Annotated in this window: 9 protein-coding genes; all 9 read right to left on the bottom strand. The window is 64.5% G+C overall.

All coding sequences use genetic code 11. The annotated features are described in order from the left end of the window. Window positions 1-6: 6 nt before the first annotated feature. Window positions 7-1,929: a vWA domain-containing protein gene (locus tag ACU0FH_RS21915; protein ID WP_446196806.1), complete on the bottom strand. Its 1,923-nt coding sequence runs from the start codon at window positions 1,927-1,929 to the stop codon at window positions 7-9. Then, window positions 1,913-2,968: a hypothetical protein gene (locus ACU0FH_RS21910; RefSeq protein WP_446196805.1), complete on the bottom strand. Its 1,056-nt coding sequence runs from the start codon at window positions 2,966-2,968 to the stop codon at window positions 1,913-1,915. Before ACU0FH_RS21910 ends, ACU0FH_RS21915 begins: the two co-directional genes overlap by 17 nt. Beyond that, window positions 2,965-5,592, bottom strand: coding sequence for a virulence factor SrfC family protein (locus ACU0FH_RS21905; protein ID WP_446196804.1), 2,628 nt, complete (start codon window positions 5,590-5,592; stop codon window positions 2,965-2,967). Before ACU0FH_RS21905 ends, ACU0FH_RS21910 begins: the two co-directional genes overlap by 4 nt. 14 nt (window positions 5,593-5,606) lie before the next feature. Next, window positions 5,607-8,696 (bottom strand): virulence factor SrfB, encoded by a 3,090-nt coding sequence (locus tag ACU0FH_RS21900; protein ID WP_446196803.1) that lies wholly within the window; start codon window positions 8,694-8,696, stop codon window positions 5,607-5,609. Further along, complete coding sequence (locus ACU0FH_RS21895) at window positions 8,666-9,889, bottom strand: hypothetical protein (RefSeq protein WP_446196802.1); 1,224 nt, start codon at window positions 9,887-9,889, stop codon at window positions 8,666-8,668. The genes ACU0FH_RS21900 and ACU0FH_RS21895 overlap by 31 nt, the downstream gene beginning before the upstream one ends. Before the next feature lie 3 nt (window positions 9,890-9,892). Then, entirely contained in the window at window positions 9,893-11,536 is a 1,644-nt protein-coding gene (locus tag ACU0FH_RS21890; protein ID WP_446196801.1) for a trypsin-like peptidase domain-containing protein, read from the bottom strand. Window positions 11,537-11,538: 2 nt separating this feature from the next. After that, a complete protein-coding gene (locus ACU0FH_RS21885; protein ID WP_446196800.1) occupies window positions 11,539-12,225 on the bottom strand; it encodes a hypothetical protein in 687 nt (228 codons plus the stop codon). Between the two features lie 420 nt (window positions 12,226-12,645). Further along, window positions 12,646-13,707, bottom strand: a complete 1,062-nt coding sequence (locus ACU0FH_RS21880; protein WP_446196799.1) for a diguanylate cyclase — start codon at window positions 13,705-13,707, stop codon at window positions 12,646-12,648. Beyond that, a complete protein-coding gene (locus tag ACU0FH_RS21875; protein WP_446196798.1) occupies window positions 13,704-14,291 on the bottom strand; it encodes a heme NO-binding domain-containing protein in 588 nt (195 codons plus the stop codon). The genes ACU0FH_RS21880 and ACU0FH_RS21875 overlap by 4 nt, the downstream gene beginning before the upstream one ends. Window positions 14,292-14,364: the final 73 nt, after the last annotated feature.

Here is a 14,364-nt window from a genome sequence, read left to right as displayed (position 1 = left end):
AAGCTGTCAGGGAAGAACGTCGAACGGCATCGCAAAGACATATTCCCCATCCGGCGCACCGGGATAAAGCCGGGTCCAGACCGACGGATCCAGAAGCCACTTGCGATATTGCACAAGCTTCTGGCGCATCGCGTCTAGGATCTGCCGCCGGTTCATCGCGCTTTGCGACCAGCGTTCCTCGGTCGTCAGCATCAACTGGCTTTCATACGGAAGGTCTTCGAGAAATTCGAGCGCGCCGCCCAGCGTTTCCACATCCGTATTGACCAGCCGGTCCGGGTTCTGCGCCATCCGCGCCACCACGTCGCGCACCTGCGCGAAAAAGCTCGCCGCGTCCTCGGCGCTGCGGCTCTGCTCGCCCAGATCGAGCAGGTTCGACAGCAGATCGGCCATCGTCGCCATCTCGTTCTTGGTCACCAGAAGACGCGGCTCGATCGCCAGCCGCGACGGGTCTTCGATTGCCTTCTCCGAAACCCAGCCCCGGATCACGTCCGGCACCTGCGCGCCCTGCTTGCGGCCAAGATAGGCAAGCTGCATCGCCAGCCCAAGGTTCACCAGCTCCTCGCCGGTCTCTTCCGAACTCAGCACCGGCGTTTCATCCTGCGCCCGGCGGATCACGTCGCTCATCGCCGTGACGAGCCGTTTAACCGTCGCCTCCAGCGCCTGTGGCGAGCCATTTTCGATCCCGTAGTAATAGGTGTCGTCCTGAAACCGTGACAGGCTGCGATAGGAATCCGCCGCATAGGCATGCTGCGCCTCGCCCCCGGCGGTGGTCTTGAGGTGCAGCGTCATCACCGCGATCCCCTTGTCCTGCGCGGCGCGTTGCAATTCCTTGGTACCGATGGCCGAGCGCGCATTCGGGTCGCGCGCATCCTTGGGACCGGCATCGGTGATCAGGATGACGATCCGTGCATCGAAAGGATCGCCGCCGCCGTTCCAGTCGGTCAGGTCAATGGCATCCTCCACCCCGGCAAGGCTGTCCTCGTTGAACCCGGGGCTGTCGGCCTGCGCCACACGCGTCGCGGCGCGGATCGTGGCCAGCACCTCGGTCTGGTCCTGTCGCCGTTGCAGCGGCAACAGCGTCCGGGTGCGGTATTCAAGCGCGGGCGCGGCCTCGATACTGTCGCGGAACCCGACCACGCCGAATTGCACGTGATCCCCGATATCCGAGCCGCGCATGTCGCGCACCACCTGCTCAACCGCGCTCTGAGTGCGCGAGATATACGGCTCCATCGACTGGGTCGTATCAAAGACAAACACGATCCCCACGTCGAAATCATCCGTCCCGCCAGATGGCGCGGCAGTCTCGCCCTCGGCGCGCAGCGGTACCGAGGCCACCTCCATCAGCAGGTTCTCGTCATAGTTCAGAGGATGCAGGTCCTGCGTGAAATCGAGGATCGGCATGAGGTAGAGCTGATCGACAATATTGACGTAGACCGGCGGTTCGGCGGCGACGACGCCACGCTCATCCGGCACCTCGCCTGTCTCGATCTCCTGCAGGATCTGGTCCTGCATCTCGCGCAGCGCCTCGTGCTCCATCAGATCGCGCAGCCGCTCCTCGCTTTCGAACAGGATCTGGCGCTCTCGACCCGCCGGGTTGGTAAAGGCCGCGACGATATTCTGTTTCCATTCGACAACCGAGTCCTCGGTAACCCAGCCTTCGGGAGGCGCGGAAACCGACGGGCCCACCTGCACCCAACCCGGTTCTGCCGCGAATACATAAAGCGGTTGAAATGCCGGGTAGACTCGGAGCTCTTCCCCGTCGCGCGCATCCAGAAGCGTCGCACCGGGGCGCGTCAGCACCCGCTGATAGACAGTTTCGCGCCCCTCGCGCAGCAGCGGACGGTCGCCGTCCTGTGCCGCAACCGCCCCCGCACTCAACCCAAGCCCCAGCAGAGCCGACAGAAACAGGGTTTTACCGGCAGTAATCATCAAAAGCCCCTCTCGCCAATGTATCGCCCGATCCGGACAGTCTTTCGCAGGTCGCCTCAAGCGTCGCGGTCGCCCGGTCCGACCCGGCTTCAACGGCGCGGGCGTAATATTCCGCCGCTTTTGCATCGTCGGGTTCAAAGCTCAGACCGATCAGGTTCTCGATCCGCGCCTCAAGCGTTTCACCATCATAAAGCGCGCCAAAGAGATAAAGCGCCGCCGGATCGTCCACCCCGGCATAGGTCTCGACCAGCGCCAATGCTGTATCGGCAGAAACCTCCGATCCGCATTCCCGCAACCTCTGATCGACCCCTTCAAAACCGCCGGAAATCGCCCGCAACGCTTCACGCGAACATGGATTTTCCGGCACGACCTCTTGCGTGATGACTTCTTCCTCGGTGGTGTTCTGAACAGGTTCTTCGGTCGCAAGCAGGGTCAACGGATCGAAATACCACCAAAGCAGCCCGCCCACCAGAAGCAGCAGGATAACCAAAAGCGCCAGCAGCAGCCTGCGCAAACGCCGCCGCCGTCGCGGCGATCTGCGCACCGCTTCTGCAACCGCTGCTGTTTCGACCGGCGCGTGCTCCGGCATCGTCTTCGGTCTTTCGGCCTCTACCGGCTCGGGTTCATTCTGAACCCGGCCCACAAGCTGCGAAACCGATTCCTCCGCCTGCGCGCGCGCCACCGGCTGCAACCCGCCGCGCACCGCCGCACCGGCGCGGGGCGGCACGTCATCGGGCCAGTTCACATCATAGTCGCGCCCGGCGACGCGGATTTTCAGCGGTGCATATTCCTCGATCTGGTCGACGATCTCGGGGCCAATCCGCAGCCAGTCCGCGCCTTCGTGGCGATAAACCTTGTAGGGACCGAATTCATGCGGATCGGCCTGCCATTGCCCCTCCCCTTCGGCCAGCCAGCGTTCGCCGTAGGCGTCAAAGATCGCGACCGTCTCCTCCTCGCCCGTCAGCCTTCCTTCCGGCAGTTCGAAAAAGGCGAAACCGCCAGCCGGTTGCTGCGGATCGGGATGGACGATCAGGCTCATGCCGCGCGCTGCTCCCCAAGCGCCGTCAGAATGCGTCCAAGCGCAAGGTTCTGCTCGACATTGATCTCGCCGCCAACGCCGTCCTTGGCATTGGCAAGCGCAATCGCATCCAGCGCAAAAACCCAGTCGCTCCAGACCTCTTCGGCAAGGTTGCGGGGCTGTTCAGGCAACCCGTCGACATGATCCGCCGCCTCGCGCAGGGCAAAGATCGGGCGCGAGCCGCCCTCGGGCAATTCAACCTGTGGCCGTTCCGACAGGGGCACATCCTCCATGCCAAGGGTCGCGACAAAGCCGTTGATGCTCTCGGCGCCCAGAATGGCGGCGGGCTGGGCCTGCTTTTCGACACTGAGGCCGAAATTGACCGCCCGCAGCGCCTCGGCCGTGCGCCGCGACAGCCCGACACGCCGCGCCGCGTGGATCAATTCGGTCACCAGATCGGCGGTTGTGGTTTCGCCGAGACCATAGGCATTGCGTCGCACCGGGTCGTCACGCAGGGATTTCAGCCGGTCGATCCATGTCTCGATCGCCGTCTCCGCCTGAAACTGTTCCAGCGTCAGCGTGCGGATCTCGGCTTTTTCAACCGGACGCACCGGGCGGGGCCGCGCTGGACGGCCGGGCCGCGCCGGGCCCTTGGCCACGGTTTCCGCCGCCGAGGCCGAAGCCGCGCTGACCGCGCTGGTGATCCGCACGGAACTTGGCACCCGCGCGATGCGGGTTTCGATCTCGTCCTGATCGACCATCAGCGCTGCCATCACCGCGCCGAACCGATGCCGCCCCAGCGCCTGTTCCAGATCGTCGATCACCCGCGTCACCGCTTCCTGTTTCTCGGCGATGCGCTGTTCCACATCGTCCGACACATGGAACGGCGCCATCGCGCGGGTCAGATCGGCGGCGATCTGGTCAAGCTGCACCCGGATCTGGCGCAGCTTGCTGTCGGGTTTGCAGACCTTCGCAAGTTGTTCCATCAGGTAGGTCACGCCACCGTCGTTCAGCGTCAGCGCCGCGTCCCATGCCGCCTCAGGGTCGGCAAAATGACGGCGCACCGGCGCGGCGGCCAGGCTGCCCGCTTTCAACTCGGCAATCCGCGCCTCCTTATCGGGCCGGATCTGAATCTCGCGCCGGTTCTCGTCGTAGTCGATCAAGCCATCGACAAAATAATTCGGGTTGCGCAGCCAATAGCAATTGTCAAACGGCCTGCCCGGCTCCCATTCCTCGACCCAGCTGTCCTGTCCGCGACCGAACCGCTCCAGAAGCGAGGCTTTCATACGCCGTTCAAACCGCGTCATCGCGCCCCCATCGGCGGCGGAATCGCCAAGCTGCATGTCGAATTTGGTCAGTACGAAGAACAGCGCGGTCTCCGTCTGCGCCCGCAGCTCGGGCGTGGCGCCATGGGTCAGCGCGATCCACTGATCGACCAGCCCCGGCAGGTCGAGCGTTTCCATATTGCTGCCCGGCACGCAAAGCAGCATCGAGGTGATTTCCTGATTTTCCACATAGCGATCAAAGAGATAGGCCACCTTGCCGCGCAACAGCAGCTCGGGCAGGTTCTTGTCGAGATTGCCCAGCGTTTTCGACAACGGTTCCTCGAACCGGTTGCGTGCACCGGGGAAATCCAGCAGGTCGGTACGCCCGAAAAGCTCCGAGGGCTGCTCGGCCATCGGAAAGACCAGTTCCGCCGCCAGTGCGCAAATCTCGGCCCGTGGCAGGCGCAGATCGCGCCCACCCGCATGTACCCGCAGATCCGGCCCCACGTCGCCGCCGCGCAGCCCGCGCAGGGTTTTCACGTCGATGATCGATTGCTCGCGCGGGATCAGCGCGGCCATCTCCACATGGATCTCCTCGGCATGGCCCAGCCGCGCCAGCGCCCCGGCCAGTTGCTGGTACATCTCGCCCAGCGCCTCGTGCCCGCCCCAGAGAATCGAAAAGAACCCGGCCCGATCCGCCAGCGACAGACCCGGCGCGATTTCAGAGGCCTCATCCCAGAACGGGCGCAGCGCCGCCGCATAGGCGCTCTTGCGAAAGACATTCTCGACATATTCGCCGATTTCCTGCACCCCGTCCGCATCCAGACCGGGCTGCGCCGCCCCGGCGCGTGCCTTGTAGGCATCCAGATGCGCGGCCAGTTCGCCCGCGTCGGGCGGCACTTCGGATTCATCGCCATCGTTGAAGAAAGAATTGAGGATCGTGCGGATGATGTCCGCCTCGCTCAACAGGGTCAGGCGGATCGGAAACCCGTCAGGGCACGGTTCGCGGCGCATGGTGAACCGTGTCACCAGCCCGGTGCTTTCGCCCTCTCCCTCGGGATTGACCTCGCTGATGTAGTCAAGCTGCCGGTCCGGGAAATCGCCGACCAGACGCCTATTTTCGGGGCGCGCCAGAACCGAGACCAGAAAGGATTTCCCCGCCTGCGAGGGTCCGAAAACGCTGACCGACATCGGCGTGACCGCCGCCCGCCCCAGCCGCCGTGACCGCCGCGCCGCACGTCGCATCATCTTGGTGAGCGAACGCGCCTCGGCCCCGACCAGTTCGGCGTTCTCCGGGTCGTTCACCCATGCAAGCGCCTGCCCGCTCAGATCGGTCAGCGCCGCGCAGTCCTGCGCCAGTTGTTCCTGTTCCTGCGTCATGCCTGTTTCATCCCTCACAGCCGGAACAGTCCCGTATCAATCCAGTAGTCATCTTCGAATCCCAACGTGTGCAGACGTAGCCTGACCTCACCCTTTTTCATCGCCGTGCCCTCGTTATCCTCGAGTTCCACGACGTCGAACGCCTCGCGCATGGCTTCACGGCGCAGCACGGATTCCGGCGTCTCGCGCTCGGGATCGTCATCCGCCTCGGTCCGCTCGAACGTCACGCGCAGCGGTGCGCGCGTCTCGGCGGCGGGGGTCGCGAAATCCAGCCGGTAAAGCGGCGTGGTCGTCCAGCGTTCCAGCGGCAGTTGCCGCGACCCAAGGTAAACCGGCGCATACATGGTCAGGCTCGACACCATATCCGCCTCGCTCTTGCGTGCATCCAGATCGACATCGCTGAACAGGATACGGTCGGACATGATCTGCCCCGAGCTGTCCATTTCACCGATATAGCGCGCGGTCGACTGCATCCGGAACGCCTGTGTCGTGACCTTGAAATTCGGGATGCGCGATTCCGATAGCGCGATCAGCATACCACCCACCGCCACGGTCGATTTCGGATCGCCGATGCGCTGGGTCACCGGATCGCGGAACGGATACCAGCGCCCGGTCTTGTAGGCATGCATCGAGATCAGCCGATGCGGTGGCACCACCATCATTTCCTCAAGGATAGAACGCACCGCCGGCAGCCGCGATGGCCGCCCCGTCAGCAGCACCACATCCACGCCCAGATGCTCAATCACCTCGGCCATGTTGCTCAGCACCTGCTGGAACACCTCGCGCGCGGCCGCATCCACATCCTCGCGGTTGAAACTCAGCGTCACATCCGCCAGCCGGAAATCCGTCGCACCAAGCCCGGCCGCCGCATCCTCGATATAGGCGACAAGGGCGGCAGGCAGGTCGTTGTCCTCTTCGCCCAGCGGCAGCACATCGCTCAGGTTGACATTCAGCGGCTCATAGGGATCGGCGGTTTCGCAGATGTTCAGGATCGCCACTGCCACGGGCATCAGCACCCGCAGCGCGAACTGGCGGCGTTTCTGGACGCTCTGCTGATCGAGACCGCCGATATCGCCAGTGAATAATTCGCGCAGCTTCTCGCCGACAAAACGGCCACCCATCGCCTCGATCCCGGCCTGCAAACCGGGGAGTATCACAGTCGCAATCACGCGCTGCATCAGCTCGTCCCCGGCGACCCGGAACCCTTCGCGGAAATTCTGCTCGGGGTGCAGCACCCGCCCGGCCTCACCCCGATAGGTCGTCACCATCAGGTCTGTCGTGCCGCCGCCGATATCGACACAGGCCAGCCGCAGCGATGGCTCCCCGCCCCGCTCGCGCCCCTTGAGCGACAGGAACCGGTCGATCCGCCCGTCGAATTTCTGGGTCAGCTCGGAATAGAGGTAAACCAGCTGCGTACAGCTCGCCTCGTCCCATTCCACCACCAGCTCGGGCATCCGCGAAATCGTGCTCTCGCCATCCTTCAGCCCCAGCATAGTCCAGACCAGCGCAAGCGCACCCTTGGCCTTGGACCGGATGATCGCCTGCTCCTGCGCCGTGGTCGCGGTCGGCAGGGTCAGGATGATCCGGTCCAGCCGCCGGGGCAGCTCTGACTGCGGCCGCCGCGCCCGGCTTGCCGGCGCGTTCACCTGGATCAGCGCATGGGCAATGATCTCGGCCAGCATGAAACCGAACAACGAGGCCCGGGCGAAACGCGGCCGGATGGCGGGGCTCAGCGGAGTCTTGCCACGCGGGCGCAGCTTGGCCTGCTCATCCGCGCGGATCTGCGACAGCACATCGCCCCCCTCGTTCAGATGCCGCATCGCCGCCCGCAGGGATTTCGGCAGGTTGTTCGGATCGGAATGATGATGGAACCGCCAGTCCTGCTGCACCGGCGCATCGTCCCAAAGGTATCGCTTCGGTGAAGACAGGCCCGAGGCGGTCTCGGTGCCTTCTTCCCCGGCCACCAGTCGAAGCGCCTCGGGGCCGATCCGCACGATTGACGGCCAGAGAAACCCGTTGCGCCGCCCCGAGCGCGAGGCATAGCGTTCATCGCCCATTTTGTGCTCGGAAAACTCGACCCGGCTGTCGAACAGCCCGGAATAAAGGAATTCGGGCCGCGACAGATCGCGGATCTCAAGCGGGAAGGACCGCGCCAGATCCAGCCGAGTTTCACCGGGGAACCGTTCGATCAGGATGCCGCAGGTACGCGAATTGCCCACGTCCAACACCAGTTCCACCTCGACCGGCGACACGCTTTCCCTCTCACTCACCGTATTGGCGAGCCGGATCTTGGGCACCTCGACCGCGTGGTCGATCAGCCGCAAGAAGGCAAGGTAGCGCGCCCAGTGTTCAAACCGGTGCGGCAACGTCTCATGGGTGATCTTGCGCCCAGGTCGTTCCGCCCGCTTATGCGCCATGAACAGATCGTCCAGCCAGTCCGAGACCCATTTCTGCAAGTCGAGCATCTCGCCTTCGCTGTCCGGTTCCAGCCGCCGCAGGAACCAGTCCATCCGCGCCGGATCGCTCACCAGTCTGAAATCGCGCGCCTTTTCCGCATCCGCCCGTTCCGGCGCGGTGTATTGCAAGGGCTGGGCCGATTCCATCAACGCCGTATCGAGCGCAAGCTGCACCCGGTGCGTGTGCCCGGTGTCCTCGTCGGGTTCGTCCAGTTCAACAACCCGCGCCCGCGCCCATGCCGACGGCCCCGCGTCATAGCGTTCCTCTCCACCGGGACCGCGATCATTGCGGATGCGCAGGACCGGCACCGGCACCCATTTGTTCAAAAAGGGTTCAAGCGCCGCTGCCGAGCGCACCGAATATTCGTCGTCATCGGCCCGAGCAGAGTCTTCCACCGCCGCATCCGTATCGGCATCCCCGGTCAGCGGCACCAGCGCCCATTCCTCGGCCTCGGCGCTGCCGCCCACGACGCGCTCGACAAACCGGGCGCTACGCAGCTCAAGCGCGTCGAGCTGAAAGCCGAAATCCAGCATCTGCGTCCCCGAGTAGGGCACCAGCGTGATCTCGTCCCGCCAGTCGGTCAGTTGCGCAAGGGTTTGGGCATTCTGCATCGGGCCTACCTTGAAATGCTTATGTTGGTCGTCCATTCGGTCACCGTTCCCCCCACCTTACCTGCATAGCTCGACGAAGGTCCATCGCGACGCAAGACATGCAAATTCACCTGTTTCTCGCCTGCCGTCCGCTCGCTGCGCAGATGGGCGCGCACCGTGTAGATGCCCGGCTCGGCCGCCTCAAAGACGATATTCTCCACCGGGTCGTTGATCGCCTCGGCCTCGACCACATTGGCGTCCAGATCGTAAACGCCGCCGCAGCCCGTCCGGTTCTGGTACGAAACCGTCACCCCGTTCGGGCAGGTCACATAGAGGTCGATATCGTCCAGCGTCGGCCAGGCCAGCGCGAAATTCAGATCGCCCCGCTTGGCGCCACGCTCTTCTATGGCCTGCTCGACCACGTCTCGGTTCGACGGATCGGCATTGGTCTCGTCCTGCGGCGCGTCCGGAACAGGCGTCGCAGGCAACACCGGCACCGTCGGATGGCATTGCCGATCCACCAGCGCGATCTCGCGTTCGAGCGCGGCGACTTCGTCGGCGGCAACCCGTCCCTCGCTCAGGGCGGATTCAATCGCCTGCGGGTCCGTCGGGCAAAAGATCAGCCGCCCACCTTTTACGCCGCACGGCGCGATCAGCAGGTAGAGGATCGCGGCAATCATCAGCGCCAGCAGGATCCACCCGAGCCAGAGCAGCCAAGCCCATGGAAAGCGGCTTTCGCGCTGTTCCGCCACCTCGGGCGCAGGCGCGGCAGGACGCGGCACCATCGCGCTCAGCACGCCGCGCACCGCGCGCGCATCGTCGCGCAGCCACGCCCAGTGTACCAGCACCGGCGCCCAGCCCGGCCCCACCGGCGCGGCATAAATCATGTCCGTGCCCGGGATCTCAAGCGCGTTATCCAGTGCCTCACCCAGACGTTGGTCGTCGGCACTGTCGCTGTCGCGAAGCCGCGCCGCCTCGGCCCGGATCGCGACGGTCATTTCGCCCAGTCGCGCTTTTAGTGTCGCCTGATCGGTCCCGCCCAGATCGGCGAGCGGCACCGTATGCACCGGCCCGTGCCAGTCGATCCGGTCGCCATGCTCGGCCGCCACCGGCTCGGCGAAAAGCGCGCCGTAATCGGTGCCGAACCGCCGGGCCACCGCGTCGCTCACCAACTCATAGGACCGCTGCGCCGCTGAACCCAGCGGCTGCAAGCCTTCCGTTGAGGTGGTGACGATCACGCCTTCCGCCATGCGCTATTCCCCAATCGCCACATCCGGGCGCGCCACCACCGGCGCGCAAGGCTCCGACACGACCGTAGGCGCGGCCCCCGTCCCGTTCAGAAACGCCATCAGATCGCCGGTCGTCAGCGCAAAGCCCCGGTTCTGCATCACCCCCTGCCGGACAAAGGCATTCACCCCGACCAGCCGTCCGCACATATCAAGAAGCGGCCCGCCCGAATTGCCGCTCGACAAGGCGGCGGAATGCAACAGCACATGGGTCGTCGGCGACAATTGTTGCTGAGTGTTCACGATCCCGTCGGTAACCGTCAGCCCCGGCACCGCGCCTAAATCGCCGCCGCGCAGGGCCGCAAACCCGGCATCGGTTTCCAGCACATCGCCCGGATAGCCCGCCGCCACCACGTTGTTCAGCACCAGCGAGCCTTCGGGCAGATGCACTGACAGCGCGGGCAGCGATGTCTCGGCAATCCGCAACAGAGCAAAATCGCCCCCGGTCTCGGCCAGCGGGCCTTGGGTCTTGACGATTTCCGCGGGTTGCGGCGCGCCCAGCGCCCCGCCCGTCACCAGCACCTGCCCGGCCCCGTCCAGCGCATTTTCCACCACGTGATGGTTGGTCACGATCAGCCCCGGTCCGATCACGAAACCCGACCCTGTCGAAACCGGCCCCGCGCCCGAAGCCAACACCATCACCGTGCTTGCCTCGATCCGCGCCAAAAGCGAAGTTTCATCCGGCATGACCACCCGGCTGCTGCGGCTCGGCAGGATCGCATCCGGCGCGGCCTCGGCCCGCTCGGCAGGCTGCACGCCGGGTTCCGGCGGCAAAAGACCTTCGGGCGTCAGCCCCCCCGGCAGGATCAACTGCCCGTCCGCGCGGCAGACCGCCCCGGCAAGCGCCGCCTCCAGCTGATCGCGCCGCGCATTTAGCGCCTCGGTCTCGGCCCGCGTCGCCGCCAAAAGCGCCTCGTCCGTCACCGCCGGGACCGTATCATTCGCAAAAAGCCGTACCCCCGGCGTCAGCAGCCAGGCCAGCGTGCCCCCCGCGAGCAAAAGCAGGATCAGCAGCGGCACCCAGGCCAGCGGCGTCACCACGCGGCGGGTTTCGACCCGCGTGACCGGTGCGACGGCCGCCGCTGCAGGCGTTGCCTTTGGTGGCTCGGCGACCGGACGCGCGGCGGCCTCCATCGGCACGAATTTCCCAAGCGTCTTGGCATAATGCGCCGGGCGCGTCGCTACGCTCGCGCCCTTCCCTCCCGGCATCAGACCCCAGTTGACGATAATCGGGCGATCGCCGACGACCATTACATCCTCGGCCCCGTAGACCGTCAGCGCCGCCATCGCAAGCGCACCGCCCGGTTCTTCGGCCAGCGCACGGACGGGCCGCAGATGATCCGCCAGATAGGCCTCGGCCCGCGCCCGTTCCGCCCCCGACAGGCTCTCGAGCGGTCGCCCCTCGCCCTCGCCATACCATGATACTGTAGGCGGCGCGGCATCGTTGCCCCGGCTGATCAGCGGCTCGGCAAAAAGCGCGGCAACTTCCGGCCCGGCGCGTTCGCTCAGCAGCCGGTAGAGCGCGTCGTATTGTTCCAACGCGGGCGTGCCGCCGATCTCCACGAAATCGGCATTGTCGACCTTCAGCTTGCCCAGATAATGCTCTGCCATTCCTATCTCCCTGCCCGGCGCAGCGTGGCTGAGCCGCGGCCGTTGATCTCCGGCTGCAGGCTGTCGCAATTCGCAACGCCCTGCGCATCGAGCGTGCAGAACACGTCGCGCCGGAAAATCTCGGATCCATTGTCACATTGCAGATTGCCGGGCTCGCGCATGCTTAGCTGCCCGTTGTTCAGCGTGCCGCTCAGCCGCCCCTCGCAGCGCGTACCATTGGTCGCGCGCATCACTTCGCGGCCGTTGCCATTCTCGTCGAAACAGATCTGCCAATACCGGAACCGCGTGATCCGGTTCGTCCGGATATCGCGCACATCGTAATTCGATGACAGCTCCCAGCAGCCTTCCATCACCGAGATGTCATTCTCGTCAAAGGCATCCGGGGCCAGCCCGCTCGGGGTTTCCGGCGGCGGCGGTGGTGGGGGTGGCGGCGGTGGCGGAGGATCGGCCTTGCATTGCAACAGCGCGATCTCGCGTTCCAGCCCGGCCACCTGCGCACTCAGGTCATCGCGTTCCTGCAAGGCCCCGGCAAGCTCGGCCCGCACCGTCGCCCGGCCCGGATCTTCGCAGACGCTGATCCGCGTACCCGTCAACGGCAACAGGACACCACAGGCTTGCAGCACCAGATAGGCCGACGCGCCGCTTGCCAACACAAGCAGCAGCGCAAGGATCGCTACAGCAAGACGCATGTCACTCCCGATTTCGACCGCCATCTCCCGCCCCGGTCGACGGGGAAGCAAAGGCCGGATTTCCAACAGGTTAACCCTAATCCGACCCCCGCGCCCGGAGCAAGGCCCATGCAACAGGCCCCACCCCCGGTTTCGGCACGGTTCTGCCATTCAGCCTTGCGGAGGCTGCGCCCCGAAATTGGAAGAATGTCGATAGTAATGTCGCCGGAAACGTCGCCATCCGTCGGGTTTCTACGCGGTTCTATTCTTGAACCTTGCGGCGGCTGCACGCAGAACGCACAAACAAGTCGAGAGTTTGTCCGACGGAACCGCAAGCCCCGTCTGATCTGTCACTAAATCTCACATTTTCGCGTGACCGCTCGGGTCATGCACCTCTAAACGGCGCAAAAGCCTACACACCCGATCGCGCGACCTGCCCGTTCAGCTCCGCTTGCGTCTTGCCGGACGGTCAAGTTCGACGCGGGCCGGCCGGACCGGCGCGCCCATCGGCGCCTGCCGGTCGTCCATGTCAGAGCTGTAGAACACATGCGTCGCCCGCCCCGACCGCTTGGCCGCGTAAAGCGCCAGATCCGCCTGATGCAATATCAGGTCGATATCGACGAACCCCGTTTCTGGAGCGCGCACCGTGCCAATACTGGCTGACACCCGGCATTTCGCGCCGCCATACGGGATTGGTTTGCTGATCCGCGAGATCAGCTTGCGCGCAATCATGCTCAGCCGATGTTTTTCCACCAACCCGTTCAGAACGATCACGAATTCATCGCCCCCGACCCGCGCGATAATATCGCTCTCGCGGGTCTCCTCATGCATGATCTCGGCGATGCACTGCAGCACGTGGTCGCCCGCCGCATGGCCCAGCGTGTCATTGACCTGTTTGAAGAAATCCAGATCGAGCTGCATCAGCGAGAACCGCGTGCGCGAGTCGATCAGCCGCTGCACCATCACATCGAGCGCCCGCCGGTTACGCAGCCCGGTCAGCGTATCGGTAAAGGCCTGTTCCTCGGCGGCGATCATCGCCCCGCGCAGTCGCAGGTTCAGCTTGCGCGATGCCTCCATCGCGGCGGATTTCGCCTCCACGAGGTAAAGCATCTCGATCGTCAGATCGGTCACCGGAAAATCCGCCGAGGTCAGGGAATAATCCCGCACCGCGTCCAGCACAGAGATACCAAAAGACAGGTTGATCACCGCCCCCTCGCCATCCGGGGACGGAGCGACCACCCCCTTCAGTTCCGTGCGCGGCGCATCGAGAAACCGCAGATCAAGCCGCTCACCCGGTTGGGTCAGCACCCGGGCAAGATTGCTATTGTTGCGGGGCCGCCTGATCTCAAAAAAATCGAAGAGCAAACGCCCGGGCATCGGCTCATCCGGGCGCAGTTTTTGCAGCGTCGGCCCCACGCGCCTGATCCGCCCGTCCTGATCTACCGAAATCGACAGCGGGCACATGATATCCAGCATCGCAGCCAGATTGTCGGTTTGCGTCATCCCGTCCCCGCCCCAAGTTCGAACGTACGCCCCTCGGAATAGGAGGTTTCGATCAGTGCGATGGTGATCAGCTCGGCCCCGTCGCGGCGTCGGCGATGATCGATCATGACCAGAGCTCCGTAATCATCGGCCATCGCCCGCAGCACCCCGACAAGGACATTTGCGAATCCCGGCATGTCCGGGTCGCAAACAAGGCTGAACAGCCCCTGCGTATGCTCCTGCAATTCCAGTTGTGGCAGGTGCAGGTCCGACACCGCCAGACGCACCCGGTCGGGCAAATCGTCGAGGGAATTCAGGAAATCCACATAGGTCACCCCGCCAAAGCGCAGCAGGCGGCGCAAAGGCTCAAGCATGGGGTGGGAAACGAGAAAAGTGCCCAGATCTTCCAGCACCTCGTTGCGCGGGCGGCCGATTTCGGCGCAGACGACCTCGAGCAGCCGTTCCGACTGCTCATCGTCGTAGATCAGCATCGCCTCGAACTCCGAAAAGCCAAGCTCGGCCGTCGTGACAACGCGCTGCCAGCGCTCTGCCCCGTAGGTGTGCCAGAAAAATGTCTCGACTGCCTTGTTGATTAGGCCGTGCATCGCGAACCCTTGTTGAAAGTCGGGTCAGCATATGCCGCGCAGACGTTAAGAAACGGCCAATGGTAAAACTTTA

It is taken from the genome of Heliomarina sp., assembly GCF_052826185.1.
The sequence above is the reverse complement of the archived record's forward strand: the minus strand, read 5'-3'. Positions and strand labels throughout refer to the sequence as shown.